26 protein-coding genes are annotated in these 26,316 nt (G+C 65.3%); 5 read left to right on the forward strand and 21 right to left on the reverse strand.

Going from position 1 to position 26,316, the window contains the following annotated elements:
- Positions 1-28 precede the first annotated feature (28 nt).
- The 9 genes from HXX15_RS11680 to HXX15_RS11720 form a co-directional block, all read right to left on the reverse strand.
- Positions 29-922 carry a DMT family transporter gene (locus HXX15_RS11680; protein WP_296516220.1) on the reverse strand — a complete coding sequence of 298 codons (894 nt, stop codon included), beginning with the start codon at positions 920-922 and terminating at the stop codon, positions 29-31.
- Positions 919-1,719 carry an NUDIX hydrolase gene (locus HXX15_RS11685; RefSeq protein ID WP_296516221.1) on the reverse strand — a complete coding sequence of 267 codons (801 nt, stop codon included), beginning with the start codon at positions 1,717-1,719 and terminating at the stop codon, positions 919-921. Before HXX15_RS11685 ends, HXX15_RS11680 begins: the two co-directional genes overlap by 4 nt.
- A 151-nt stretch (positions 1,720-1,870) precedes the next feature.
- Complete coding sequence (locus HXX15_RS11690) at positions 1,871-2,821, reverse strand: dihydrodipicolinate synthase family protein (RefSeq protein ID WP_296516222.1); 951 nt, start codon at positions 2,819-2,821, stop codon at positions 1,871-1,873.
- A gap of 80 nt (positions 2,822-2,901) precedes the next feature.
- Positions 2,902-3,780 carry an SDR family oxidoreductase gene (locus HXX15_RS11695; RefSeq protein ID WP_296516223.1) on the reverse strand — a complete coding sequence of 293 codons (879 nt, stop codon included), beginning with the start codon at positions 3,778-3,780 and terminating at the stop codon, positions 2,902-2,904.
- Between the two features lie 10 nt (positions 3,781-3,790).
- Complete coding sequence (locus HXX15_RS11700) at positions 3,791-4,651, reverse strand: MaoC/PaaZ C-terminal domain-containing protein (protein WP_296516224.1); 861 nt, start codon at positions 4,649-4,651, stop codon at positions 3,791-3,793.
- A gap of 63 nt (positions 4,652-4,714) precedes the next feature.
- Positions 4,715-5,107: an OB-fold domain-containing protein gene (locus HXX15_RS11705; protein WP_296516225.1), complete on the reverse strand. Its 393-nt coding sequence runs from the start codon at positions 5,105-5,107 to the stop codon at positions 4,715-4,717.
- The gene (locus tag HXX15_RS11710) at positions 5,107-6,255 is read right to left on the reverse strand and encodes a thiolase domain-containing protein (RefSeq protein WP_296516226.1); all 1,149 of its coding nucleotides are present in this window, start codon (positions 6,253-6,255) and stop codon (positions 5,107-5,109) included. The genes HXX15_RS11705 and HXX15_RS11710 overlap by 1 nt, the downstream gene beginning before the upstream one ends.
- An 84-nt stretch (positions 6,256-6,339) precedes the next feature.
- Positions 6,340-9,828: an indolepyruvate ferredoxin oxidoreductase family protein gene (locus HXX15_RS11715; RefSeq protein ID WP_296516227.1), complete on the reverse strand. Its 3,489-nt coding sequence runs from the start codon at positions 9,826-9,828 to the stop codon at positions 6,340-6,342.
- 10 nt (positions 9,829-9,838) lie between these two features.
- Positions 9,839-10,015, reverse strand: coding sequence for a hypothetical protein (locus HXX15_RS11720; protein ID WP_296516228.1), 177 nt, complete (start codon positions 10,013-10,015; stop codon positions 9,839-9,841).
- Positions 10,016-10,298: 283 nt separating this feature from the next.
- Here HXX15_RS11720 and HXX15_RS11725 point away from each other — a divergent pair, with 283 nt between their 5' ends.
- On the forward strand, positions 10,299-10,562 hold the full coding sequence (locus HXX15_RS11725) for a hypothetical protein (protein WP_296516229.1): 264 nt from the start codon (positions 10,299-10,301) through the stop codon (positions 10,560-10,562).
- A gap of 85 nt (positions 10,563-10,647) precedes the next feature.
- On the opposite strand, the gene HXX15_RS11730 is transcribed toward HXX15_RS11725, so the two are convergent.
- The 3 genes from HXX15_RS11730 to HXX15_RS11740 all read right to left on the reverse strand — a co-directional run bounded on the left by HXX15_RS11730 (position 10,648) and on the right by HXX15_RS11740 (position 13,391).
- Complete coding sequence (locus tag HXX15_RS11730) at positions 10,648-11,457, reverse strand: DUF1295 domain-containing protein (protein WP_296516230.1); 810 nt, start codon at positions 11,455-11,457, stop codon at positions 10,648-10,650.
- 66 nt (positions 11,458-11,523) lie between these two features.
- Complete coding sequence (locus tag HXX15_RS11735; protein ID WP_296516231.1) at positions 11,524-12,075, reverse strand: hypothetical protein; 552 nt, start codon at positions 12,073-12,075, stop codon at positions 11,524-11,526.
- 260 nt (positions 12,076-12,335) lie between these two features.
- Entirely contained in the window at positions 12,336-13,391 is a 1,056-nt protein-coding gene (locus HXX15_RS11740) for a lipase (RefSeq protein ID WP_296516232.1), read from the reverse strand.
- Between the two features lie 407 nt (positions 13,392-13,798).
- Between HXX15_RS11740 and HXX15_RS11745 the strand changes: the two genes are divergently transcribed.
- The 3 genes from HXX15_RS11745 to HXX15_RS11755 all read left to right on the forward strand — a co-directional run bounded on the left by HXX15_RS11745 (position 13,799) and on the right by HXX15_RS11755 (position 16,727).
- Positions 13,799-15,040, forward strand: coding sequence for a glycerophosphodiester phosphodiesterase family protein (locus tag HXX15_RS11745; protein ID WP_296516233.1), 1,242 nt, complete (start codon positions 13,799-13,801; stop codon positions 15,038-15,040).
- Between the two features lie 369 nt (positions 15,041-15,409).
- Entirely contained in the window at positions 15,410-16,270 is an 861-nt protein-coding gene (locus tag HXX15_RS11750) for an SDR family oxidoreductase (RefSeq protein WP_296516234.1), read from the forward strand.
- A gap of 154 nt (positions 16,271-16,424) precedes the next feature.
- Positions 16,425-16,727 (forward strand): HigA family addiction module antitoxin, encoded by a 303-nt coding sequence (locus HXX15_RS11755; RefSeq protein WP_296516235.1) that lies wholly within the window; start codon positions 16,425-16,427, stop codon positions 16,725-16,727.
- Between the two features lie 92 nt (positions 16,728-16,819).
- On the opposite strand, the gene HXX15_RS11760 is transcribed toward HXX15_RS11755, so the two are convergent.
- From HXX15_RS11760 to HXX15_RS11770, 3 genes are all read right to left on the reverse strand, one after another.
- A complete protein-coding gene (locus HXX15_RS11760; RefSeq protein WP_296516236.1) occupies positions 16,820-16,984 on the reverse strand; it encodes a Flp family type IVb pilin in 165 nt (54 codons plus the stop codon).
- 423 nt (positions 16,985-17,407) lie between these two features.
- The gene (locus HXX15_RS11765) at positions 17,408-17,665 is read right to left on the reverse strand and encodes a DUF2442 domain-containing protein (protein WP_296516237.1); all 258 of its coding nucleotides are present in this window, start codon (positions 17,663-17,665) and stop codon (positions 17,408-17,410) included.
- A 62-nt stretch (positions 17,666-17,727) separates the two neighbouring features.
- Complete coding sequence (locus HXX15_RS11770) at positions 17,728-19,260, reverse strand: acyl-CoA carboxylase subunit beta (protein WP_296516238.1); 1,533 nt, start codon at positions 19,258-19,260, stop codon at positions 17,728-17,730.
- A 295-nt stretch (positions 19,261-19,555) separates the two neighbouring features.
- On the opposite strand from HXX15_RS11770, the gene HXX15_RS11775 reads away from it, so the two are divergent.
- Positions 19,556-19,981, forward strand: a complete 426-nt coding sequence (locus HXX15_RS11775; protein WP_296516239.1) for a DUF4260 domain-containing protein — start codon at positions 19,556-19,558, stop codon at positions 19,979-19,981.
- Positions 19,982-20,028: 47 nt separating this feature from the next.
- Here HXX15_RS11775 and blaOXA read toward each other — a convergent pair whose 3' ends face one another.
- The 6 genes from blaOXA to HXX15_RS11805 all read right to left on the reverse strand — a co-directional run bounded on the left by blaOXA (position 20,029) and on the right by HXX15_RS11805 (position 26,164).
- The gene (blaOXA, locus tag HXX15_RS11780) at positions 20,029-20,847 is read right to left on the reverse strand and encodes a class D beta-lactamase (RefSeq protein WP_296516240.1); all 819 of its coding nucleotides are present in this window, start codon (positions 20,845-20,847) and stop codon (positions 20,029-20,031) included.
- A 267-nt stretch (positions 20,848-21,114) separates the two neighbouring features.
- Positions 21,115-21,378, reverse strand: coding sequence for an EscU/YscU/HrcU family type III secretion system export apparatus switch protein (locus HXX15_RS11785; RefSeq protein ID WP_296516241.1), 264 nt, complete (start codon positions 21,376-21,378; stop codon positions 21,115-21,117).
- Positions 21,375-23,165, reverse strand: coding sequence for a flagellar hook-length control protein FliK (locus HXX15_RS11790; RefSeq protein ID WP_296516242.1), 1,791 nt, complete (start codon positions 23,163-23,165; stop codon positions 21,375-21,377). Before HXX15_RS11790 ends, HXX15_RS11785 begins: the two co-directional genes overlap by 4 nt.
- Before the next feature lie 59 nt (positions 23,166-23,224).
- Positions 23,225-24,010, reverse strand: coding sequence for an ATP12 family protein (locus tag HXX15_RS11795; protein ID WP_296516243.1), 786 nt, complete (start codon positions 24,008-24,010; stop codon positions 23,225-23,227).
- 31 nt (positions 24,011-24,041) lie between these two features.
- Positions 24,042-24,359, reverse strand: a complete 318-nt coding sequence (locus tag HXX15_RS11800) for a hypothetical protein (protein ID WP_296516244.1) — start codon at positions 24,357-24,359, stop codon at positions 24,042-24,044.
- Positions 24,360-24,550: 191 nt separating this feature from the next.
- Positions 24,551-26,164, reverse strand: a complete 1,614-nt coding sequence (locus HXX15_RS11805) for an RluA family pseudouridine synthase (RefSeq protein WP_296516245.1) — start codon at positions 26,162-26,164, stop codon at positions 24,551-24,553.
- Positions 26,165-26,316 lie beyond the last annotated feature (152 nt).

Here is a 26,316-nt window from a genome sequence, read left to right on the forward strand (position 1 = left end):
GCGGTCGACACCATGCCGACGACGGCGGCTACGCCGCCTTGCGGCCGCCGGTGGCGGCGATGACGATGGCGCCCAGCACGCAGGCGATGCCGATCAACTGGGCCGCGCCGATCGTCTCGTGCAGAACCAGCGCGGACAGCGCCACCGCCGAAACCGGCAGCAGCGCCGTGAACAGTGCCGCCTCGGTGCCGCTGATCCGTGCCGAACCGGCGTACCACAACAGAAAACCGCCGACGGTCGGCACCAGCGCATAATACAGCACGGCCAGCAGCGCGCCGGCGTCGATGCCGAGGGTCCACGGATGCTCGAATAGCGCCGGCAGCAAGGCCAGCACCAAGCCGATTCCCGACATCGTCGCCGACAGCGGCAACGGCGCCACCGGAATCCGCAGCTTCTTGTTGAGCAAGATGAAGATGGCTTCGCAGACCACTGCGGCGAACACCAGCGCGTTGCCGAGCAAGGCGCGCCACGACAGGCTCACGCCGACGCCGTCGAACCGCAGCACGATGACCAGCACGCCCGCCGTCGCCAGCGCAACGGCGGCGAGCAAGCCGCGATCGGGCCGCTCGCCCAAAGCCAGCACGGCGATCGCAGCCGCGACCGCCGGCAGCGTGCCGGCCACGATGCCGGCGTCCGCCGCCGACGCCAGCGCGACGCCGCTGATCAGCAACACCGTGTAGCCGACGCTTCCGGCGCCCGCCTGCAAAAGCAACAACAGCCCGTCGCGACGTTCCGGCGCCGGCCATTGCGTTCGCGTCATCCGCATCAGGACCACGAAGATCGGGAACGCGACCGCGAAGCGCAACGCGGTCGCGGTGAACGGCGGCAGGCCGGCCGCGATGATCTTGCTTGCAACCACGGTGCTCCCCACCGTGATCATCGCCACCGCACAATAGAGATATCCGGTCGCTCGCGGGTTCATGGCGCCGCGGACGAAATCTCGAACACATCGCCGTCATAGCCGGCCTCCGCCGGAATCCGCAGCGTGCGCTTGTCGCCGTTTCGGGTCACCACCGGCATCACCGTGACGATCGGCCGGCCGCGCGCATCCTCGAGCGCGGAACGCACATCGGGCTGCTTGCCGAGCTTGATCAGGTTGCGGGTGGTCGGAAACGGCAATGTGAACCGTCCGCTGGCGCCGCCCTCCAGCGCCTCGCGCGGCGACAGCCAGATCGAATCGGTAGATTCCTTGCCGTCATGCGTGCCGAGCTGATCTGGCGGCGCCGCCGCCAGAAAGAACCAAGTGTCGAACCGCTTCGGCAATCCGGTCGGCGTGATCCAGTGCGCGTAAGGCACCATCAAGTCGAGCGCCAGCACCAGTTCGTTGTCGGCCAGCACCTGCGCGAACGACGCCTTGCCTTCGCACAACGCGGTACGGTGCGCGGCCTCAATTTCGGCGGCGCGCGAGGCCGCGATCAGCTCGCTGCCGCCGCGCGGCCGCGCCAGCAGGATGCCGCTCTCTTCGAAAGTCTCGCGGATCCCGGCGATGCGGAAATTCAGCGTGACGTCGTCATGGCCGTCGGCATTGGCGTAGAGCGCCGGGTTGGCGATGATGTCCCGGTCGCCGGGGTCGACACTACCGCCGGGAAACACCAGCGCGCCGGACTGAAACTCGATCTGATAGTGCCGCACCATCATGAACACCTCGATCTCGGCGGCGGCGCCGTCGCGCAGCAACAGCACGGTGGATGCGGGACGCGCCGCGGCTTCGGTGGTCATGGTTCACTCCTCGTTATGCGTTCATCATCGTCATTGCGAGACCAGGTCGGCGCGCAGCGCCGGCCGAAGGCGAAGCAATCCAGCAAGCATCAACAAAGCCTGGATTGCTTCGTCGCAAGAGCTCCTCGCAATGACGAACTCGAAGTCCGATTTACGCCGCGCTGGATTTCGGCGCGAGGTCGGCGCGCTTGTCGACCCGCGCCACCCGCGACAACAGATAGTCCACTTCGGCCCTGGCGGTAGCGCTGATCGCCGCCGCCGGCTTGCGCTGCGCGCTGCAGGCGATCACGCCGCGCTTCTGCAGCACGTATTTGCGCACCGCGAGCCCGACGCCGGGCTGCTGCTCGTAGCGGATCAGCGGCAGGTGCGCGTCGAACAGATTGTGCGCGAGATCGCGCAGTCCGGCCTTCGAGAGCTTGACCACGTCGATCAGCAATTCCGGAAAGGCGTAGCCGGTCATCGCGCCGTCGGCGCCGCGCTCCATCTCGAAGTCGAGAAACAATCCGCCATTGCCGGTCAGGATCGACAACGGCTTCAGCGAGCCCTCCTTTTGGAACTCGCGCAGCGTCGAGATCTTTTCCAGCCCTGGCCAGTCCTCGTGCTTCAGCATCACACAGGACGGATTGTCCGTCACGATGCTGCGGATCACCGCCGGCGTCATCACCACCGTCAACGTCAGCGGATAGTCCTGCAGCACCCACGGAATGTCGTCGCCAATCGCCTCCACCGCCTGCCGGAAATAGCCGGTGATCTGCGCGTCGGTGCGCAGATTCGGCGGCGGCGCGATCATCACCCCGGCGGCGCCGGCGTCCATCGAGGCTCGAGCCAGCGAACGCATCGCCGCGAAGCCGGGCGCCGAGACGCCGACGATCACCTGAATCTTGGTGGCGCGCTTGATGAAGCGCGTCGCCACCGCCTCAGCCTCGGCGGCCTCCAGTTTCGGCGCCTCGCCCAGAATGCCGAGCACCGTGACACCCTCGCAGCCGACCTCGGCGTAGAACTCGGTCAGGCGGTCGATCGACGCGTCGTCGATCCGGCCGTCGTCATGAAACGGCGTCGGCGCGATGGCGAAGGTGCCTGCGGCTTCGTGGGTCAGTTTCATCAAATCCGCCTCAATTCAACATTGCCATTGCGGGATCTGCGCGCGCACGCCCCACAATGGCAAGCTAGCATATTTCACCGCTAGAACCGCCGCGCCGATATCTTGACGTCCTCGTCCGAAAAGAAAATCTCCTTGGCGTGATCGACGATATCCTGCGCCTTCCAGCCGGTATGCGGCGGCTTCCAGCCGTCCATTTCCATCATCCGCATCTCGCGCACGCCGCGCGGGCCGGAGACGCCGAGGATTTTTCCGGTCTGGTTCCCCGACAGCGCCGAGACCATGTACAGCACCGACGGCGCGATGCCGTCGGGGCCGAGCGCCATGCCGGGATTCTCGATATAGCGCGGCAGGTCCGCGGTCATCCGAGTCAGCGCGCCAGGCGCCAGCGTCCAGATCCGGATGTTGTATTTACGGCCCTCGATCGCCAGCACGTTGCTGAGGCCGAAGATCGCGCCCTTGGCGGCGCCGTAATTGCTCTGGCCGAAATTGCCGATCAGGCCGGAAGTCGACGAGGTGTTGACGATGACACCGCCGCCATTGTCCTTCATCCACCTGAAGACCGGTTGCGTGACGCAGAAGGTGCCCTTCAGATGTACCTTGATCACCTTGTCCCACGCCGCCTCGGTGGCTTTCGCAAAGGTCTGGTCGAGCAGGATGCCGGCATTGTTGACCAGAATGTCGGCGCGGCCGAAATGCTTGATCGCGTCGTCGAACACCGACTGGCCACCCGCCATGGTCGAGATGTCGGCGCCATTGGCGACCGCGCGTCCGCCTTCGGCGACAATCGCATCGACCACCTGCTGCGCCATCGACAGATCGGAGCCCGAGCCGTCGCGCGGCCCGCCGAGGTCGTTCACCACCACCGCGGCGCCCTCGCGCGCGAACAGCCTCGCATAGGCCTCACCCAGCCCGCCGCCGGCGCCCGTGATCAGCGCGACCTTTCCGTCGAGTAGTCCCATGATCGTCTCCTCAACCCAGCATGGTCCTGCCGCTCTTGATCACAGTGACGTCGCGCGCCTTGACCTTGGCCTCGAACGAAATCAACCCGCCGTCCTTCCACATTTCCATGGTGACGGTCTCGCCCGGATAGACCGGCGACGAGAACCGTACCGCGTGCTGCCTGAACGCCGTTGGATCGTAGTCGGTATAGGTCTGCAGCACGCCGCGGCAGGTGATGCCGTAAGTGCACATGCCGTGCAGGATCGGGCGCGGAAAGCCGGCGCGCCTGGCGAATTCCGGATCGGAATGCAGCGGGTTGCGATCGCCGCACAGCCGATAGACCAGCGCCTGATCCGGACGCGTGGTGATGTCGACGGTGCGGTCCGGCGCGCGACCAGGCATCTGGTGCGGTTCGGGCTGGCCTTCGGAGGGGCCGCCGAAGCCGCCATCGCCGCGGGCAAAGCGCGACGCCAGCAAGGTCGCCAGCTCCTCGCCAGCCTCGTTGCGCAGCACGGTCTTGTGCCGGATCACTACGCCCTTGTCCTTGCCCTTGTCGAACACGTCGAGCACGCTGGAGTCGGCGGTGATCTTCGCGGCCACCGGCAGCGGCCGGTGAAAGGTGATGTCGCGTTCGCCGTCGACTACCAGCAGGCGATTGAGATTCATCTCGCCCGGCCCCGCGCCCCACGCCGCCACCGAGGCGAAGGTCGGCACCACTTTCAGCGGCCGGTGGGTGTAGGTCGCCTCGTTGACGAAGCCGAGTTCGTTCTCGTCCATCGGATCGGCGCCCATGCCGATGCCGTAGGCGTAGAGCATAACGTCGCGGTCGGTGTAGGCGTAGTTCTGGCCGAGATTCCTCAGCGCCATCAACTCGTCATATCTGGCCGACATGGGTGTCTCTCTCCCGATTCTTGTTCTTGTTAGTTCAATGCCGGACAACACCGATGCCGGCCGTCACACCGGCGTGAAGAACGGCAGCGGCGGGCCGTCGTCGGTCGGCTTGAACACGACCCGCACCTTCTGTCCGATCTTCAGCGCGTGCAAGTCGCAGTCGACGAAATTGGTCAGCAGCGACGGGCCTTCCTTCAGGGTGACGTAGCCGATCGCATAGGGGCCGGCGGCGGATTTGCGCATCAGGCTGAAGGTGTAGATCTCGCCCTCGCCCGAGCTTTCCTCCCACACCGTCTGATCGGAGAAACAGAACGGGCACAGCGTGCGCGGAAAATAATGCGGCTCGCCGCAGCCGTTGCAGCGCTTGATCAGAAATTTGCCTTCGGCGGCAGCGTCCCAGAACACCTTGGTTTCGGGATTGCCCTGCGGGGTCGGGTATTTCACGGTCGAGTCCATCACACACGCTCCAGAATGCAAGTCGATGCGGCATGGCGAACGCCGAGCAGGCCGCCGGTACCGTGCGCCAGCGCCAGATCGCAATTCGGCACCTGCACCTTCGGGTGCGCCTCGCCGCGCAATTGCCGTACCGCCTCGATGATCTTGGTCATGCCGCCGCGATTGACCGGATGGTTGTTGCACAGCCCGCCGCCGTCGGTGTTGAACGGCAGCTTGCCGACGCCGGAAATCAGATTGCCGTCGGAAACGAACTTGCCGCCCTCGCCCTTCTTGCAGAAGCCGAGGTCCTCGAGCTGCATCAGCACGGTGATGGTGAAGCTGTCATAGATCGAGGCGTACTTAATGTCCTTCGGCGTGACGCCGGCTTCGGCGAAGGCGACGGGACCGGACCAGACCCCGGCCGAATAGGTCAGATCGAGATCCTTGCCGCCGCGAGGACCTTTCAGCGCCTCGCCGGCGCCGATCATCCGGACCAACGGCCGCTTCAGGCTGCGTGCGATCTCTTCCGTGGTGACGATCAGCGCGCCGCCGCCGTCGGAGACGACGCAGCAATCCATCCGGTGCAACGGATCGGAGATCATCGGCGAATTGATCACGTCCTCGACGGTGACGACGTCGCGCAGCATCGCGTGTACGTTGTATTGGGCGTGATGCGACGCCGCGACCTTGATCCAGGCCAGCTGCTCGCTGGTGGTGCCGTAGTCGTGCATGTGGCGCATCGCGCACATGCCGTAGATATTGTGGGTGGTGGCGTTGTAGGCGGCCTCGAAATCGAGTTCTGCACCGACGGCGCGCGGCGGCAGCGCGCCGGTGCGCGGCTTGCCGGCCAGCGTGATCAGCGCGATCGAGCAGCGGCCCGCGGCGATCGCCTCCGCGGCGTGACCGAGATGGATCAGATAGGAACAACCGCCGGTATCGGTGGAATCGAGATGACGAACTTTCAGGCCCATATAGTCGGCCATCGCCATCACCCCGCCCGGCGCGTCGCCGGCGCAGAAATAACCGTCGATGTCGGCCTTGGTCAGGCCGGCATCCTGCAGCGCCCCCTTGGCGACTTCGGCGTGCAGTTGCGCGATGGACTTGTCCGGCGCGTAGCGGGTGGGATGTTCATAGATCCCGGCGAGGTAGGCCTTGCCTTTGATGCTCAACACAGTCTCCGCTGGTTTTTTCCCTGCGGATGTCTTCGCCCGTCACGGATGGATTGGCAAGCGCTTCAATGCGCATGCCAATCCCTACTCCGCCGCGATCTGCCGCGGCAGTGTCGGCGGATTGGCGAGCTCGCGGGCTAATTCCGCGTAGCGGATTTTCGCCTCCTGCACCGACTTCTCCTTGATCGGGCCGTAGCCGCGAATCTTGTCCGGCAGCGACAGGATTTCGACGGCGGTCGCGACATTGCGCGGCGACAGCTGTTCGAGCACCGTGGCGACGTCCTTCTCGTAGCCGGCAATCAGGTCGCGCTCCAGCTTGCGCTCGGGATGCAGCCCGAACAGGTCGAGCGGCGTGCCGCGCAGCACACGCAGCGCCGCTAGCGTCCGGAACAGCGGCCGGATCGCCTGCCCGAACTGCCGTTTCTTCGGCCGCCCGGAGGCATCGATTCCCGGCAGCATCGGCGGAGCCAGATTGAAATTGACCTTGTAGTCGCCCTCGAAGGTGTCGCGGATCTGCTGTTCGAAGGCCGGATCGGTCAACAGCCGCGCGACCTCGTACTCGTCCTTGTAGGCCAGCAGCTTGGCGTAGTTGATCGCCACCGCGCGGGGCAGCTCGTCGCCATAGCCACCCGCATCGGCCGCAGCGCGCACCTTCGCCACCAGGCCCTGATAACGTGCCGCCAGCTTGTTGCTCTGGTAGTCGGTCAGCATCGCGCTGCGATGCGCGATGATCTCGTCGAGCGACATTTCGCCCTGGGTCTTCACCGCGACCGTCTCGCCGGCGCCCTTCAACAGCACGGCCAGCCGCGCCGGATCGGCCGCGGCCAGCCGGCCGAGCTGAAATGCCTGGGTATTCATCTTGATCGAGACGCCGTTCAGTTCGATCGCCTGCTCGATCGATTCGGCTTTCAACGGCAGCAAGCCCTGCTGATAGGCGAAGCCCATCATCATCATGTTGGTGGCGATCGAATCGCCCAGCAGGGCTTCAGCCGCCTTGGTGAAATCGAGGAACGCCGAATCCTTGCGCAGCGCGCCTTCCAGCACGCTGTTGACCTTGCGGGTCTGGAAATCGAAATCGCGGTTGCGGATGAAATCCGCGATCGGAATCAGGTGGGTGTTGACCACGCCGTGGGTGCGCCCGGATTCGCAAAGCGAGATCGTCTCCTTGGAAATTGCCATCACCTCGTCGGCGACGATCAACAAATCGGCGCTGCCGGTGACGATCCGCGAACAGGTGACGTCCTCGGGCTGGCCCGACAGCCGGACGTGGCTAAGCACCGCGCCGCCCTTCTGCGCCAGCCCCGACATGTCGAGGATCATCGAGGCTTTGCCCTCGATATGCGCGGCCATCCCGAGTAGCGCGCCGATCGTCAGCACGCCGGTGCCGCCGACGCCGCCGACGGCGATGTTGTAGGGCCGCTCGAGGCCGGGCCGCGACGTCGGCTCCGGCAGATTGTCGATGGTGCCGAAATCGACCGGCGCGCGGCGGCGCAGCTTGCCGCCGTCGATGGTGACGAAGGACGGACAGAAGCCCTTCAGGCAGGAGTAGTCCTTGTTGCAGCTCGACTGGTTGATGGCGCGCTTGCGACCGAGCGCGGTCTCCAGCGGCTCCACCGAAATGCAGTTCGACTGCACCGAGCAGTCGCCGCAGCCTTCGCAGACAGCAGCGTTGATCAGAACGCGGCGCTGTGGATCCTCCAGCGTGCCGCGCTTGCGGCGGCGGCGCTTTTCGGCGGCGCAGGTCTGCACGAACACGATCGCCGACGCGCCCGCGATTTCGCGGCATTCTTTCATCACCGCGTCGAGTTCGTCACGATGACGCAGATGGGTGCCGGGCGCGATCGAATCGGCCGGATAGGCGTCGGGCGTCTCCGACACCAGATAGATGTCGCGGATGCCTTCGCTATGCAACTGGAAGGTGATCTGCTGCGGCGACAGATCGCCGTCATGACGCTGCCCGCCGGTCATCGCCACCGCGTCGTTGTAAAGAATCTTGTAGGTGATGTTAGCCTTGGAGGCGATCGACTGGCGGATCGCCAGGCTGCCGGAATGGAAGTAAGTGCCGTCGCCAATATTGGCGAAGATGTGCTTCTCCGCAGTGAACGGCGCAATGCCGACCCACGGCACGCCCTCGCCGCCCATATGGGTGAAGGTCTCGGTGTTGCGGTCCATCCACAGCGACATGAAGTGGCAGCCGATCCCGGCCAGCGCACGGCTGCCTTCCGGCACCTTGGTCGAGGTGTTGTGTGGACAGCCCGAGCAGAAATACGGCGTGCGGGTGATCGGCACCACCGCCTGCACCTGCGAGGCGTCGCGGCCGTGAAACCAGTCCGCCTTGGCGCGCAGCAATGCGGCGATTTCCGGATCGATCTCCATCGCCAGCAAGCGGTCGACCAGCGAGGTTGCGACCTTGGCGACGCTCAGTTCCTCGGCGAACGGCAGGAAGCGATGATTGTGGTCGTCCATCTTGCCGACGATGCGCGGGCGGACGCCGTCGCGCACGTTGAACAATTGCTGCTTGACCTGGTTCTCGACGATCTCGCGGCGTTCCTCGATGACGAAGATTTCCTCGAGTCCGCGGGCGAATTCGCGCACGCCCTCCGGCTCCAGCGGCCACGGCATGCCGATCTTGTACAGCCGCAATCCGATCTTTGCCGCGACCTGCTCGGTGATGCCGAGTTCGCGCAGCGCCTGACGGACATCCTCATAGCTCTTGCCCGAGGCCATGATGCCGAACCGAGCGTTCGGCGAATCCATGGTGATGCGGTTGACCTTGTTGGCGCGCGCGAAGGCGATCGCGGCGAAGCCCTTGTAATCCTGCAGCCTGCGGTCCTGATCGTAGCGATCGTCGGGCCACCGCAGATTAAGCCCGCCCGACGGCATCTCGAAATCCGCCGGAATCACGAACGGTGTCATCTCGTCGGCGAGATTGATCTCGGCGGTGGTCTCGACCGTCTCGGTGATCACCTTCATCCCGACCCAGCAGCCGGAATAACGCGACATTGCGATGCCCAACAGGCCCATCTCGATGATTTCGTGAATGCTGGACGGATACAGATATGGCATCAGCGCGGCGATGAAGGCATGGTCGGACTGATGCGGCACGGTGGAGGATTTGGCGCCATGGTCGTCGCCGGCCAGGCACAGCACGCCGCCGTTCTTGGCCGAGCCCGCGGCGTTGGCATGGCGGAAGACGTCGCCGCAGCGGTCGACGCCCGGGCCCTTGCCGTACCAGATTCCGGTGACGCCGTCGTATTTCGCGCCGGGCGACAGATTGAGCTGCTGGGTGCCCCAGATCGCGGTGGCGGCGAGGTCCTCGTTGACGCCGGGCTGGAATTTCACGCCGTATTGTTCGAGATGGCGCCGCGCCGCCGTTAGCTGCTGGTCGTAGCCACCGAGCGGAGAGCCGCGATAGCCGGTGACGAAGCCCGCAGTATTCAGCCCGTTGGCGCGATCGCGCCGGACCTGCGCCATCGGCAACCGGACCAGCGCCTGAATCCCGGTGAGAAAGATATGCCCCGACGTCTGCGTATATTTCTGATCGAGACTGATCGGACCTTGGTCGATTCCCATTCCGCCCTCATTAGCCATTGTCCGCGCGGCCGTTCCGCCGCATCGAAATCTGGAACCAGTCTATGTCGGTTTCCACGCGCAACGCATCATAAAAAACGGCATTGGTGCTGCGCGTCGCCGCGCGCAACTTCGTTGCGAAAATCGCGTGAGTTGTTGCGCAGTGCAGTGCGATGAGCGCCGCAATCACGAACAAATCTGTCGCAAGCCCGATCTGCAGCGAATCCCGTCACGGAACCTGATCGGGAATCCGACCGCGAATTGGAACGGTTGCGGCGATGTCGAATCCGTCTTGCCCAGCTCCAGAGATCGATTTCAGCATTCATCACGCGTTCAGGCCGAATCGGCTATCTCCGCTGGCGTCAGGAACGATCCGCGCAGAATTCGAACGCAAGCGGCGGCGTCAGGACCAACTCGTCAGTAGCGTCACTACCAATTCAAGCCGCGCGTCGCGGCCAAAGAAGGAAGAAGCCATGAAGACAATCCTTGCCGCCGCCGTGTTCGCCGCAACCATCGCGGGTTTCGGCGCGGCCAACGCCATGCCGCTGGCGCCGCTCGCTGCCGCCGATAGCGCGGCCGTCATCCAGGTCGCCCAAGGTTGTGGCCCGGGCTGGGCGCGTGGCCCGATGGGGCGTTGCCGGCCGATGTATCGTGGTGGTCCCGCAATTGTGGTGCGTCCCGCCCGGATCTGCCCGCCCGGCTTCGTGTTCCGCTATGGCCGCTGCCGCGGTTATTAAATCCGGCACGTCCGACATTGAAAGCCCCGCGCAAGCGGGGTTTCTTAGCGCATCGATTGCCGCCATGCGCCAACCGCAGTCGCTTCTATCGGATTGCGATCCTTAGCCGGCGCAGCGAATACAGCGGCACCCAGGGAAGCAGGATCGGCACCGTTCGCACATAGTCCTTGTAGCGCTGGTCCGCCCCGTAGCGTTCGTCCTGCTTACGCTCCAGCCCGGCGGCCGCTGCGACCATCAGCACCTCGATGTAGAGCATCCCCATCGTCGCCAGTAACCACGCCAGCGTGGTGCCGTAGGCCGAGACGCCTGACAGCCAGACGCCGAACCAGAACAGCATCTCGCCAAGATAATTTGGACATCGCACCCGGCGATACAGGCCGACGTCGCAATACTGCTCCGGGTTGGCGGTCTTGAATCGATATTTCTGCCAATCGGCCCAGGATTCCAAAGCGAGCCCGATCAGCATGACCGCGACGCCGATCGGCACCGCATGCAGCGCCAGCCCCTGCGCTTGCGCCGACAGATTGAGCAACGCCGGCAGGAACAGCAGCACGAACAGCACGCTGACGCCAAGCCAGATCACCGTCTTCTGCAGCCGCGTCACCTCGGCGGTGCGCCGCTCCGCGACCGCCAGTTCCTTCTGGTAACCGGGATTGCGCTCGCGCAGCGCCAGGAACAGGCCGAGCCGCAAGCCATAGGCCAGCAGCAGCAACAACTGGATCAGCACCCAGCCCGCGATGCTGTCGCGATGCACCAGGCCGATCACCACGCTCTGCGCCGTGATCGCGCCCGCGTAGCAAAGGCTGACGAAATAATACACCCGGCGAAAGCCAGGCGCCGCGACCGCGAGGCAGACCGCGAAGGCAAGCCCGATGATGTGCCACGGCATGCTCATCCGGCGTTCGCTGCAATCGACGGGGAATCAATCAGACGACAACTCATCGGGCCGCCGCCATCGCGCTCATTTGCCGAGCTTGCAGCGCTGGCCCGGCACCCGCGTGTCGCAAACCTTGGTGGCGTCGAGAAACGTGAGCAGTTTCTTGACCTGCTTGGCCGCCGGCGCGACGGTGTGGGACATTTGCAGCAGGTAGAAATTGTCGCGGCCCTGCACCGCCTTCAGCCAGGTGAATTCCGGCTTGCCGGTTGGCTTGGTCTGCGGACAGGTCTGAGTCCAGATCACCATCGGATATAGGTTCTCGGTGCCGTCCTTGACCTTCTCGAAGGTCGCGCCCGGGCAACCCTCGGCGAACGCCTTGTCGAGCCGGTCACGGTAGGCCGCCGGCGCGACGTCGTTCATCTTGTAGAAGGTCTCAGCTGTGAGCTTCTCGGTCCAGCTGTCGAGCCTCTGGCCGTCCGGCAGCAGCACGGTCTTCATTTCCTTGTCGGTCTTGTTCTCCAAGCCGACCTTGAACCCCTTCGGCGGCTTCAGCAGCAAGAGCTCGTTCTCCACCGCGGCGGCGGGCGCTGCGGCGACGACAATGGCGGTCAGGCAGAGCAGGATGAGACGGAGCATAGCGGCCCTTGTGCAGGAGGTCGGGACATCGGCTCCCGGGATATAAATTGGTTCACCCCCCCGCCGTCAATCAATCCGGGCGCAGACGGGTCGGAATGCAATCCTGTCGGGCGATCCCGGTAGCCGACGAGCGATACGGGCTGACGACGTTTTTGTGAAGTCCGGCGTCGGTGCGCGCGGTGGTGCAGCCCGCTTGCGGCAGGGCTTCACCATCGGTTCGGCGGTCGTTGCGGTCTCGTCGCCGCCCAGTCGCAGCGTCGCTATTTGCGGTTCACCCAGGCGATCAGACGGTAGATCCAGTTTTCGCCGGGATTCTCGCCCGGCGCGTTCGGCAGCGGCTTGGCCCGGCTGGCCCATTCGCCGGCGGAGCCAGCGACGCCGAGCAGGCCGGCGGCGAGATCGTCGATGCTGTGCTTGGCGACGATGTTGCCGTGCGCGCCGAAGCTGAAGCGCACCGTTCGAGTCTGCGGGTCGAACGCCGACACCGGATACAGCTGCGTCATGAAGAACCGCAGATAGGCCAGGATCTCGCCGCGCTGGAACACCCGGTCGATCAGCAATCCAACCGAATTCTCCTTGCCCCTGACACCAGGATCATAATAGCCGGTGACGGTGGACGGATCGAACGCATAGACCGCGCGGATACGCCCATCCTTGTAGGCTGCCTGCTGCGCCAGGCCGCCGCCGAGCGAATGACCGGTGGCGACGATTCTCGGATTGCTCTGGCCGTGCGCTGCCAGCGCGCGGTCGAGAATCGGCCCGATATGGCGCTGCACCTGTTCGTACTGATCGTAATACGGCAGGAACCGCGTCACCCAGCGGAAATTCGAAATCCAGTCGTCGGCCTCATGGAAATCCGTGCCGCGAAACGCCACCACGATCTCGTTGCGCGACGCACTGCTGAACACCTTGTAGCCGAGCCCGCCCAACGCCCGTCCGCCGCAATTGCCTTCGCCCTCTGGACACGGCAACGGCCCGTCCACCTGTTCCCGCACCACCCAATCGGCGCGCCAGCTATCGAGCAGTTCGGCGGTGATCGGCCTGACGATGTTGCCGCCCGCCGGCAACTTCAGCAGGCCGTCGAGCCGTGGCGAACCAGCGACCGCCCTGTCGTAGGCCCACACCGCGAACAACGCATAGGGAAGATAGTGGCCGGCATAGGCCTGCGCCGGCAGATGCGGTTCGGAGTAATCGCCGACCCGAATGAACACCTCACCGGGCTTCTGCGCGAAGCTGTCGAACGACCCATGGCGATACAGCCACCACCCCAGCGCGACAGCCACGAGACAACCAACAATGATCAGGACCCGGATCATCAGCCCCTCCTGCGTGCACGATTCCGATCGTCAGACTCGACGTGGTGATTTGACATCGCGATTCGACTTGGCGGCCCTTGCCGGCCTGCATCGCCGCAGACTCGGCCTCTCCTCCGCGTCGTCATCGCTTGGTGATCGTAGTCGAGGCGTCCGACGTCAGACTCAAGGTAACAGTGTCGCGCGCTTCGGTGGGCGTTACCAGCCAATTGTGGCGCGCAAGCCATACAACTAACCGCCGATGCCGTGGCGCCGAGCGCCATCGCTGACGGCGGCGAACGGTTGCAGCGCAATGCCCGGGTATTTCAACACCAGGTCGGCATAAGCGGGCCGTGCCCGTGCTGCCACGCAGCCGTCATGCTGCGGTGTGATATACGCTCCGCGATGTCCGCCACTGCTGGGAGCCCGCCATGCCTGTTGCCCTCTCGCTGAAACGCTGTTCCCTGCTGCTCGCGCTGGGACTGATCCAGATCGGATCGGCCCAGGCGCAAACCGCCGAGGCGCAACTCGGTCCGCGCCCGTTCTATCTGGTCGACAAGATGAAGGACGGACCGCTGAAGACCAAGCTCAGCCAGTGCAACGGCCCGTTCCGTCCGACCGTGTTTTCGATCGGCCACCGCGGCGCGGCGCTGCAGTTTCCCGAGCACAGCCGCGAATCCTATCAAGCGGCGGCGCGGATGGGCGCCGGCGTGATCGAATGCGACGTCACCTTCACCAAGGATCGCCAATTGGTGTGCCGACATTCGCAATGCGATCTGCACACCACCACCAACATCCTGTCGATGCCGGCGCTGGCGGCGAAGTGCACGCAGCCGTTCAGCCCGGCCGATCCCGCGACCGGCAAGAAGGCGTCGGCGAAATGCTGCACCACCGACATCACGCTGGCCGAATTCAAGACGCTGACGGCGAAGATGGACGCATCCAATCCCAACGCCACCACTGTCGCCGATTATCAGAACGCCACGCCGCGCTGGCGCACCGACCTCTATGCAAGTTCTGCCACGCTGATGACCCATGCCGAGAGCATCGCGCTGATCAAGAGCCTCGGCGCCAAATTCACCCCTGAGCTGAAAGCCCCCGAGGTGCCGATGCCGTTTGACGGCGACTACACCCAACAGGCCTACGCGACGCAGATGCTGGCGGAGTACAAGGCCGCGGGGATTCCGCCGCAGGACGTGTTCGCGCAGAGTTTTTCGCTCGCCGACATCCTGTTCTGGATCAAAACCGAGCCGGAATTCGCGGCGCAGGCGGTCTATCTCGAGGACCGCTACGAGACCAAGGGCCTCGATCCGAACAAACCGGAAAGCTGGAAGCCCTCGATGGCCGAGCTGAAGGCGCAGGGCGTCAAGATCCTGGCGCCGCCGATCTATCTGATGCTGGCGCTCAACGCAGCCGGCGAGATCGTGCCGTCGGACTACGCCAAAGCGGCGAAGGCCGCCGGGCTCGACCTGATCGGCTGGTCGCTGGAACGCGACGGCCCGCTACAGAAGGGCGGCGGTTTCTATCACTCCTCGGTCAAGGCGGCGATCGACCGCGACGGCGATACCCTGACCGTGCTCGACGTGCTGGCCCGCCAGGTCGGCATCCGCGCCATGTTTTCGGACTGGCCGGCGACGACGACGTTTTATGCGAATTGCATGGGATTGAAGTAGCCGCGTCGCCGGGGCCCGATCAGGCCTAACGGCGATCGCTCGCTGCGCCCTCCGCATCCGGAACGATGCGGGGGCTCCATCGCTGCCGCTGTGGCGTTAAAGTTAAGACAGCGAATGCGTTGACGGCGGATCGATTCAACCAGATTGTCCGCAATCATTGGGGATGATCGCCATATTCCAGTCGCAGTGTCTCACGCTCCATTCTCGCTGGCAGCTTGCGCTATTTCTCAAAGTCAAGAATGCCGTCGCCATGGTCGGCGCATCGAACGGCGTGCTCCGAAGCAAAGCCGGCGGTTCACTCGATTGGCTAGATCGGCATCCGGAAATTCGGAACCACGAGATCAGACTTTGCATATTTACGGATACACCATGACCCGTATCATTGCCGGCGCCGCGCGGAGATTCCGTCGTCATATGTTCGGACCGTTGCCAGACGATCCCGCGCGGTTCGCTCGCCGTCGTTCGCCGGTTTCGATCGATCTGTCGCGCCGGGTCGCGCTGGTGACAGGCGCAACCGGCGAACTCGGCCGCTCGATGACCCGCACCCTTGCGGCATGCGGAGCAAAGGTTGCCATTCACTATTATCGCTCGGGCGATGCGGCGCAGCAGCTCTGCGATCAGCTCACGGCCAGCGGCGCCGATGCCTGCGTGGTGCAGGGCGACATAGCCGACATCAAGGCTGTCGAAGCAATGCGGGACCAGATCGAGGCGACGCTGGGATCGGTCGATATCGTGATCAACAATGCCGTCACCTGGTTCGAGGAAGGACCTGTCGTGGACCAGGACGCCGACCAGTTCGATCGCGTGTTCCGCTCGTCGGTTCTGCAGGTCTGGGCCACCGCACGGGTGTTTTCGCAGCCGATGAAGGACCAAGGCTGGGGTCGGATCATTTCGCTCGGCACCGAGGTGACCAGCCAGGCGCTGATCAACCGTGCGCCCTATACGGCGGCGAAATGCGCGATGGACGGCATGATGCGGTCGCTGGCGCGCGAGCTCGGCGAGCACGGCATCACCGTCAACCAGGTCGCGCCCGGATGGATGATCACCGACCGCGACCGCCGCGATCGCGACGAGGTGCAGCCTGAGTACGAGCGGGGTGTTGCGCTCAGGCGACGCGGCTATGATCAGGACGTCGCCAATCTGACCGCGTTCCTGGCCTCGGACCTCGCCGCGTTCATCACCGGCGTTCGCGTGCCGGTCTGTGGCGGCAACGTCATGGTCGAGGCCTGAGACAGCGAATGCTTGCGCAGTCGAGCTGCGATGGGCGGCACGACCGAACCAGCCGCAGCCCGCGTGACGCGAATTGCGGTCGTCGGATCGTGGATCCTTCAGAGCTGGAACGCGGGTCAAGCCCGCGCAAGACTCAGCATCCTGGGCGGAGCAGGTGCGACGCAAGAAGTTACCATCCGTTCATCCCGGCGAAATCCTGCGCGAGGAATTCCTGCTGCCGATGGCGCTGTCGCCCTATGCAGTGACGCGCGCGTGCGCCGTGCCGCGTACCCGGATCAGAACGCGCCACGAAGAGACTCCAGTCACTGCCGACACCGCGGTGCGGCTGGCGAAATATTTCGGCACCACGCCGGCGTTCTGGATGATTCTGCAGACGCAATTCGATCTGGAAGTCACAGAGGACGGCACCGCCACTAATCTGAAGGGCATCAAGCCGGTGAGGCGAAGTCCTGCCTGATAGGGCCGTGCGGCCCGATTTATTGCAACGCAATGCGAAGATCTGTGTCAGCGTAGTTGGCTCTTAGGTTCGCTGCTTCCGAGCTGACACCGTCATTTCAGCGAACTGTTGATCGAGGCAAATCTGGTGTTGAGCTTGGTGCCGAGCCCGTTCACCGCCGAAATGATCGCCAACGAAATGCCCGCGGCGATCAGGCCGTATTCGATCGCGGTGGCACCGGATTCGTCCGCGACGAATGCCTTGATGAGGTGGGTCATGACGCAACTCCAGTCCTGTTGGCAAATCCCCCGCCGCGCGGCGGGAACGAAAGACGCCGATGAAGTCGCAAGGCCCGTGCCAAATCGCATCTCAGCGATCGCAGCGGCTTAGATGGTTAAGGATTGCTTGCGCGAGCGCGAGCGGAATCAAATGCCGAGACGATCGCGGACTAGCGGCAGAAATTGCCTCGGCAAATGTATCTCGCAGCACCCGAATTGCACCGCGGTCGCGCCGCGCAAGGCTTGCGCTCGAACAGGACCCGCGCAACGCCGACACCGCGCTTCGGCTGTCCAATACATGGTGCTAAGCCGGCGTTCTGGATAAACCTGCAGACGCAAACGATCCGGAAGTCCCAGGACGGAGTTATCCAACCAGTGTGGTGAAGTGCTACGCGACGGCGTCGTCGACGATTTCCTTTGTGACTAAAATTTCGAACGCGCCGACTTGCCCTGCAGCATGCTCGCAATGCTCAAATCTTCGTCGATGTCCGGCCAGTGAATTCCCATCGGCATGATGTCGTAGTTGGCGCGCTGCGCGGGTGTCGCCTGAGCGAGGCGCGGATACCAGGCGAGCGGCGTGGCGATCCTGCGGCCGTCGCGCAAGGTCACGATCAATTCGGTCGCCGTGCATTCGACTGATTGCGCGCGCAGATCGCCGACATCAATTTCCAAGGTGCTCATTCAGGCATCCCATCCGGTCTGCTTGACGATGTCTCCCCGCGCGCCCCTGACCGATCGACGCGCTACAACGGCATATTGTCGTGCTTCTTGAACGGCACCTCGACGTGCTTGTCCCTTAGCATCGCCAAGGCCCGCGCGATCCTTCGCCGCGTCGCGTGCGGCATGATCACGTCGTCGATATAGCCGCGCTCCGCGGCGATGAAGGGCGAGAGGAAGCGGTCCTCGTATTCCTTGGTGCGGGCGGCGATCTTGTCGGCGTCGCCGATGTCCTGGCGGAAGATGATTTCCACCGCGCCCTTGGCGCCCATCACGGCGATCTGCGCGGTCGGCCAGGCGTAGTTGATGTCGGCGCCGATTTCCTTCGAGGCCATCACGTCGAATGCACCGCCATAGGCCTTGCGCGTGATCACCGTGACCAGCGGCACGGTGCACTGCGAGAACGCGAACAACAATTTTGCGCCGTGCTTAATCAACCCGCCATATTCCTGCGCGGTGCCCGGCAGGAAGCCCGGCACGTCGACGAAAGTGACGATCGGAATATTGAAGGCGTCGCAGAAGCGGACAAACCGCGCCGCCTTGCGTGAGGCGTCGCTATCGAGAACGCCGGCCAGCACCATCGGCTGGTTGGCGACGAAGCCGACGGTGCGGCCGGCGATGCGGCCGAAGCCGGTGACGATGTTCTTGGCGAAGGATTCCGACAATTCGAAGAAGTCGCCCTCGTCGACGACTTTCAGGATCAGCTCCTTCATGTCGTAGGGCTTGTTCGGATTGTCCGGGATCAGGGTGTCGAGCGAAAAATCCTCACGCTCGATGTCGTCGAAGCTCGGCCATTCCGGCACGCCGTCGGTCGAGTTCGACGGCAGGAAATCCAGCAGGCGCCGCATCTGCAGCAGGGTCTCGACGTCGTTTTCGAAGGCACCGTCGGCAATCGACGAGCGGGTGGCGTGAATCGAGGCGCCGCCGAGCTCTTCCGCGGTGACCACTTCGTTGGTGACGGTCTTCACCACGTCGGGACCGGTGACGAACATGTAGCTGGTGTTCTTCACCATGAAGATGAAGTCGGTCATCGCCGGCGCGTAGACGTCGCCGCCGGCGCAGGGGCCCATGATGACGCTGATCTGCGGGATCACGCCCGAGGCCTGCACCACCCGGCGGAACACGTAGGAATAGCCCGCGAGCGCCGCGACGCCCTCCTGGATCCGCGCGCCGCCGGCGTCATACAGGCCGATGATCGGCGCCCGCGCCTTCAGCGCCATGTCCTGGATCTTGGTGATCTTGGCGGCATGGGTCTCCGACAGCGAGCCGCCGAACACTGTGAAGTCTTTCGCGAACACGAAGGTCTTGCGGCCGTTGACGGTGCCCCAGCCGGTGACGACGCCGTCGCCGGGGATCTTGGAGTTCTCCATTCCGAATTCGGTCGAGCGATGCTGAACGAACATGTCCATCTCTTCGAACGAGTGCTTGTCGAGCAGCAGGTCAATGCGCTCGCGCGCGGTCAGCCTGCCGCGGTTGTGCTGCGCGTCGATGCGCTTCTCACCGCCGCCGAGTTTCGCCGCCGCCCGCCGATCGTCGAGTGCTTCCAGGATGTGTTTCATGTGCTCCAGCCGCGCTATTGGTGTCGTTTGTCCCGCCGCATGCGTGCCCCGGTTTTGCCGGGTTCGCCGCAACAATCAAGGCTTTCTAACACGGGGTATTCAAGTGTGGAAACGCTGTTGCGGCCGTCCCGGATAGCCAATTCGGCCGATTGCTGCGACGGCTTCGCGGTCACCGGACACCGCGGCGCGGCGCGGCAGGCCGTGCCTTTCAAAACTGCATCGCATCGCTGCGCCAACGCCATGGCGCAGCGCAGCGATGCGCCCTATATCGCAAGTCCGCGCAGGAGGACCACGCATGATCGCCAACCCGACAATCCCGACCAGTGCCGGCGCGGTCAGCGGCGGCGTCCGCACGCTGATGCGGCTGGAAGGCGCGGCGTTGTTCTTCGGCCCGTCGCTGTTCTATCTGATCTCGGATGCGCCCTGGGAGCTGTACGCGCTGCTGTTCTTCGCCCCGGACCTCGGCCTGCTCGGCTATCTGATCGGCCCGCGGACCGGCGCGATCACCTACAATGCGCTGCATTCCACCATCGGCCCGCTGCTGCTGGCGGCCGCCGGCGTGATCCTGCTGTGGCCGAGTGCCGGCCCGATCGCGCTGATCTGGCTGGCGCATATCGGCTTCGACCGGGTGTTCGGCTTCGGCCTGAAATATGCCGCCGGCTTCAAGCTCACCCATCTCGGCCGACTCGGCAGGGACATGGGGAACTCGCATTCTGATTGAGCATGATCCCGAAAACCGGCAAGCACTTTTCGGGATTATGCCCTCACTCACAGCGCGCCGATCTCGGCGAGGCATTGCTGCGCCAGCGTCATCCGCAAGCCGATATGGCTCGGTTCGCGGACGTCGAGGTTGAGCGCGAACACGGTCTGCTCCTTGCCCTTCTCGGCCCAGCCGACCAGCCAGCCCAGCGACGGTTTGCCGAGCTCGGCGCCGAGCAACCCGCTCTTGGCGCGGATGATCGCGTCGCCGACCTTGGTCACCGGCAGGATGTCGCGCACCAGATCCTGGCTGCGTTTGGAGATCGGCAGCGCGCCGCGCCGCAACCGGTCGAGGAAATCGATCTGCTGGATCGGATCGATCCGCAAATCGCCGGTGAGCCAGAACTGATCGATGCCGCCGCCGATGCGGCGATTGCCGTAGTCCAGAAGCTCGACATATTTCTGCATCCGCTCGGGGCCGATCCGGCGCGCGATCTCCTGATACACCGGCACCGCTGAGGCGGCGATCGCGCTGCGCAGCGTGTGGTCGCGATTCCACGCTTCGATACTGCGCGTGACGCCGTCCCACTTGAACACGTCCTTGTCAGGATCGCCGACCACGCCAGTTTCCAGCGCGATCAGCGAGTTCGGAATCTTGAAGGTCGAGGCCGGCAGAAACCCCTGCCCCGACCGCTCGGTGTCGCTGGCGATGATCAGATAGTCGTCGGTCTTATAGCCGACGAAAGTGCCGACGGTGCCTTCGTCGGCAAACCGCTTGGCGAGACTGCCGCGAATCTCGCTGCGCGGTGGCGCCACCTCGGCGACAAGCCGCGACGGCAGCAGCGCGGCCGCAGCGCAGAGCCCGAGAGCGTGACGGCGAGTGATCATCGTGGCACCGTGCGTTGTGAGGAGATTGAGGATGTCGCGAGGCATCGTGGTGAAACGATGACGCCGCTAACTGAACTTCGGGCGTGTCGCTAACCTATCACGCTCGATGTCATTCCGGGGCGCGAGCCCACCGGGCGAGCGAACCCGGAATCTTGCGGCAAGGCCAAGCGCTTCAGCGAGATTCCGGGTTCGCTCACAGCGGAGCTGTTCGCGCCCCGGAATGACGCCGTACTTGGTGTCGCGCGCACAACTCACTGCAACGATGATCTACCGCGCCCGCCCCGACAGCCGCAGTACGAACACCAGCACTTCTGCCACCGCCTTGTACAGCTCGGCCGGGATTTCGTCGCCGAGCTCGACATTGGACAGCGCGCCGGCCAGCACCTCGTTTTCCTCGATCGGAATGTCGTGCGCCTTCGCCACTTCGATGATCTTGGCGCCGATCGTGCCTTTGCCCTTGGCGACGACGCGCGGCGCGCCGGAGTGATCGTAGTGCAGCGCGACCGCGAGTTGATTCTTGTCCACGGTCATAGCGCGCGGTCCAGGAAATGGCCGGCCGGGGCCGGCGCGGCCTGGGTCGGCGCGCCGTCGCGGATCACGATATCGCCGGGCTGCAAGTCGGCGCGGACGAGCGCCTGGCTGAGTTGCGCGGCGCCGTCGCGCAATTGCGCCGCGGTGGCGGGCCGCTCGGCCCAGATCCGCACCGAAGTCTTGTCGCCGATCAGCGCGACCAGCGCATGCACCGGGCCGGCTGGCTCGACATCGAGCGAGAACCGCGCGCGCCACACCGGCTTGGCGGCGCCGCCGTCCTTGCCGCTGTCGTCCTTGTCGCGCGCAATCTCGAATTGCGCGATCGCGGTGCCGTGCGGCGTCGCGAACGGGATCTCGAAACTCCAGCGCGGCTGCGACAGTTCCAGCCGCGGCTGTGCGGCCTCGCCACGATCCGGCAATGACGCCACTTGCAGCAAGGTCTGCCGCGCCAGCGCACCGTCGGTTTCGGTCAGCAGATGGTGCAGCGTCGCCTCGAGCGGCGAATGCGCCACCAGCGTCGCCGGCATCACCGGCTGCGCAGTCGGCAGCGCGCCGGCGATCGGCGGCGGCGGAATGTTGGTGCGGGCGACATCGGAATCGTCGGCTTTGGCCATCCGCGCCCCGGCCACACCGGGCAGCAGCGACAGCATCAGACCATTGTTGAGCACCAACCGCGACAGGGTTCCGGCCGCCTGCGGATTGGCCTGGATCGCCTCCTGCAACTGGCTCAGCGCCGCGCTACTCGCCGCCGTGCGAGCGGCAGCATCGGCCGGCGGCGGCGCCGGCGACATCACCTGGCTCGCCGGATTGGAGACGCCGATCTGTTCGAGCGCGCTCAACACCGCTTGAATCGATGCGCCGGATGCCGCGGTCGTGGCAGCAGCCAGCGGCGCCAGCGTTGGTGACGCAGTGGTCGGTAGTTCGGGCGCTACAATAACCTCCGGCACAACGGTTGCCCCTGGCAACGCCGCTGGCGCAGCAGCAACCGATGGCGCAGCCTTCCCCGTGATCGCGTTCGCCAGCGCCGCCGCGGTCGGCGACGGCGTTGCGACCGACGGCGCGGCGATGCCGTTCAGTGAGGTCGTCAGCACCTGACGCAGCACGATCAGCGCAGCCTTCAGATCGGGGATCGAAGCCGACGGCACCGATCCGGAGGCCAATGAGGCCTCGAGAAACAGGCCGGAACTCTGGAACGCGCGCTTGATGTCCGCGCCGCTGAGATTGCTGTCGAGGCTCGGGCGCTGCACCAGCAATTGCGCCACCGCCTGTTGCAGTTTCGGCGGCAGGCCGCTCAATGAAGCGGCGACGTCGAGATTGGCAAACAGCGGCGCCAGGCTGGTCTGCTGGGTCGCGGCGGTCTGCGCAGCGACAGTGACCGCGACGGCCTGCTGCGGCGTCAGCTGATTGGCCGTCGGAACGATACTCGGCGCGGCCAGCGCGGTGGTGATGACGACGGCCTGCGGCCCCAGCGTGACGCTGTCGAGCGCCGCGCCGGCATTGGCGAGGGCCGGATTGACCGCCGCGCTGCTCTGCTGGTTGACCACCGCAAGGCGAATGCCGTTGCCGTCCGGTGCCTGCGACACCGCGAGCTGCAAGGTCTGGCCGGCCTGAAGCGGGATTTGCGAGCCGACCTCGAGCGTCTGGCCGCCGATCGCGATCCGCACCTGGTCATTGCCGAGCAGCGCCAGAACCTTGGCCTGGATCACCGATCCCGGCTGCAGCACGACGTCGGTCGCCACCCCCTGCGGAGCGGTGATCGTCAGGTTCGGATTGATGGAAATCGGCATCGATTTTCACTTCGCCGCGCGAGGTTCGGCCAGCCTAATCCCTTGTCGTAAACCTCTCGTTAACCGATGCGCGCGCCCAGCGTCTTCAGCACCCGCGCCGCGGCGGCGAAATCGACCTGTTTGGCGGCGCGGCGGGCCGCCACCTCCTCGTCGATGCCCCATTGGGCGATGTTCCAGTCCTCGTCGACATGGGCCGCGGCCCAGACCTGGTCGGGATCGAGCACGCCATGGGTCAGCGCCAGCCCCAGCAGCGCCGAGCCGGTGATGGTCGTCACCACATGGAACGCCGCGATCGACCACGGATCGCTCGGCAACGCCGCGCGCGCGCCGGCGACCGCGGGCTCCGGCTGGCGGACATGGACGATGCCTTCGGCGAGAATGAAGTGCGCGCCCAGCGTATCGGCGGCCCAGAACAGCACCGGGTCCCACAGCTTGGCCTCGCGCGCCACCAGCGCCTCGGGATGGCTGGCGCGATAGAACAACAGATCGGATTCGAAATATCTGGCGACGTCGTCCGTCACCGCGTCAACGCGCTCGACCACCGCGTCGACCACGCTGTTGGCCAACCGCGTCAGCGGCATCGTGGTCGGATTGATCAGCTCGGGCTGCGCCTGCCATTCCGCGGCGATCGCCTCGGCGATGCTGCGGTCGGGCGCCGCAAGGGCGCGCCGCGACGGCGTGCGCACCGTCTTGCCATCGAGCGTAATGGCAAAGCCGGATTCGGTCTCGGCCACACCGGCCGTGCTGTAGAACCGCTTGAGCTGCGGGCCGCGCGTCGAGCGCCGCACCATCTCCTCGGGATCGAGCATCGATTTGCCGGCGACCTCGTCGAACAATTCACGCATGGTCTTGCTCACAACTCGCTGTTGGTACGGGTCACTGATTGGCGCAGGCGCGCGAATGGGTCGCGCGGTCGGCTGGATCCCATCCGGCAGCGGCGCCATCGTCCAGGCATTTGCTGACCCGGTCGCCGAACGAACCGCGCTTTTGCAGACGCGCGCTCGGGCGCTGCGGCGGCGCATCCAGCTGCGGCACCACCGGCACCTCGATCTTCGGCGGCGGCGGCGCGGGCGGCGGCGGCATCGCGGTCGGCGGCGGCACCAGAATCTGCGCGCTGGCGCCGACCGGAAGCGCCAGCCAGAAGCACACCCCGATCGCCATCACCACGTGTCGCATCATCAGAGTCTGACTCATCATGCGTTCAAGACATCAAACCGCTTGAGTTCGTCATTGCGAGGAGCGAAGCGACGAAGCAATCCAGGGTCGAACGCGATGCCGGCACGAATTGCCCCTGGATTGCTTCACTGTCGGGCGCCGCTTCGCGCCGCCCTCGGCTCGCAATGACGAAAGACATGTCGGCATCGCGCGCGGCAAGCGCAAGGCGATCACTCCTCCGGCGCATTGTCGATCGGGTCGAACCGGTCGGCTTCGAGGCCGAGCAGGTTCCAGCTTTGCAGCATGTGCGGCGGCAGCGGCGCGGTGACGTCGATGGTGCCGCCGCGCGGATGCGGGATCACGATGCGGCGCGCCAGCAGATGCAGTCGATTCTGCAAACCGCCGGGCAACTGCCAGTTTTCCTTGTTGAAATATTTCGGATCGCCGACGATGGCGTGGCCGATATGGGCCATGTGGGCGCGCAGCTGATGGGTGCGGCCGGTCACCGGTTTCAGCGACACCCAGGCCAGCTTCTGCGCCGAGGTTTCCACCACCGCGTAGTAGGTCACTGCGTGGCTGGCGCCCTCGTCGCCATGCTGGGCGACCCGCATGATGGTGTCGTCCTCGCTCTCCTCCTTGGCGAGGTAGGTCGAGATCCGGCCCTGCTTCGGCTTCGGCACCCCGGCGACTAGCGCCCAGTAGATTTTTCGCGCCGAGCGTTCGCGGAACGAGCCGGTGAGTTTGGTCGCGGCGAAGCGGGTCTTGGCGATCAACAGGCAGCCGGCGGTTTCCTTGTCGAGACGATGAACCAGGCGCGGCTTCTGGCCCTTGGCGTCGCGCATCACCTCCAGCATCATGTCGACATGGCGCGTGGTGCCGCTGCCGCCCTGCACCGCGAGGCCGGCCGGCTTGTTCAGCACCATGACGTCGGCGTCCTCGTAGAGGATCATCGCCTTCAGCGCGTCGAGCGTCTTTTGCGCGGCCTCGGAGAGTTCGCCGCCGCCGGCCTTCGGGGTATCGAGCTTGAGCGGCGGAATCCGCACGCTCTGACCTTCTTCCAGCCGGTCCTTGGAGTCAGCGCGCTTGCCGTTGACGCGCAGCTCGCCCTTCCGGACGATGCGCTGGATGTGGGAGAACGACAGGCCGGGAAAGCGGCCCTCGAGGAAGCGATCGACCCGCATGCCGTTCTCGTCCGGCGTCACCAGCACGGTCTCGACCTTGGTCGGCAGCGGCGCCGGCTCGGCGACGATCTTCGGCTCCGGCACGAAAGTCTCGGGATCGAACGGCGGACGCTCACGCTTGGGCTCGCGCCGGGGCGCGCGCGGCGCCGCACCCTCGCGCAGCGGCTTGCCGCGGAAGCCGGCGGACCGTTCTTGGCGCGGCGCGCGCTCGGCGCGGTCGAAACGCTCCGGCCGCTCAGTGCGGTCCGGCCGCTCGCCGGCCCGCGCGCGCGGCGGCCGTGCGCTCATCGGCCGGTCGGAATTGGTGCGCCCTGCCTTGGCGCGATCGCCGAACGACGCCCGCGCCGCCTTGGGGCGATCGCCAAAGGGGCGATCGGCGCTGGGACGCTCCGAGCGTTCGAACCGCTCCGGGCGCTCGGCGCGTTGCGGCCGTTCGGCGCGCTCGAACCGCTCGGAGCTGCGCTCGCGCGGCGGCCGCGCCGCCACCGGCCGATCGCCGCGGCCCGGCTTGGCGCCGAACGACGGACGCTCGCCGGCGGAACGCGCGGTCTTGCCCTTGGCGTGCGCCGGCTTGGCGCCGCGCTCGCCTTTGCTGCGGTCGCTTTTGCCGCGGTCGCCGCCGGAGCCGCGTTTAGCGAGAGGTTTCTTGACGCGACGGCCCATGGTCTGGCTCCGGAGGAAGCGTGTGCGTAGCGCAAAAGCCGCTCAGGGTCACGGTTTATCGCCCCCAACGGGCGAGCAAAGCCCGCCTCGCGGCGCCTGGCGCCCGAGTTTTGCGATAGTTCCGTCCCTCGACCCGTCGAGGGGCGGCGGAG

Origin of the sequence: Rhodopseudomonas sp., assembly GCF_013377015.1 — a bacterium.
Classification (GTDB): domain Bacteria; phylum Pseudomonadota; class Alphaproteobacteria; order Rhizobiales; family Xanthobacteraceae; genus JARJEH01.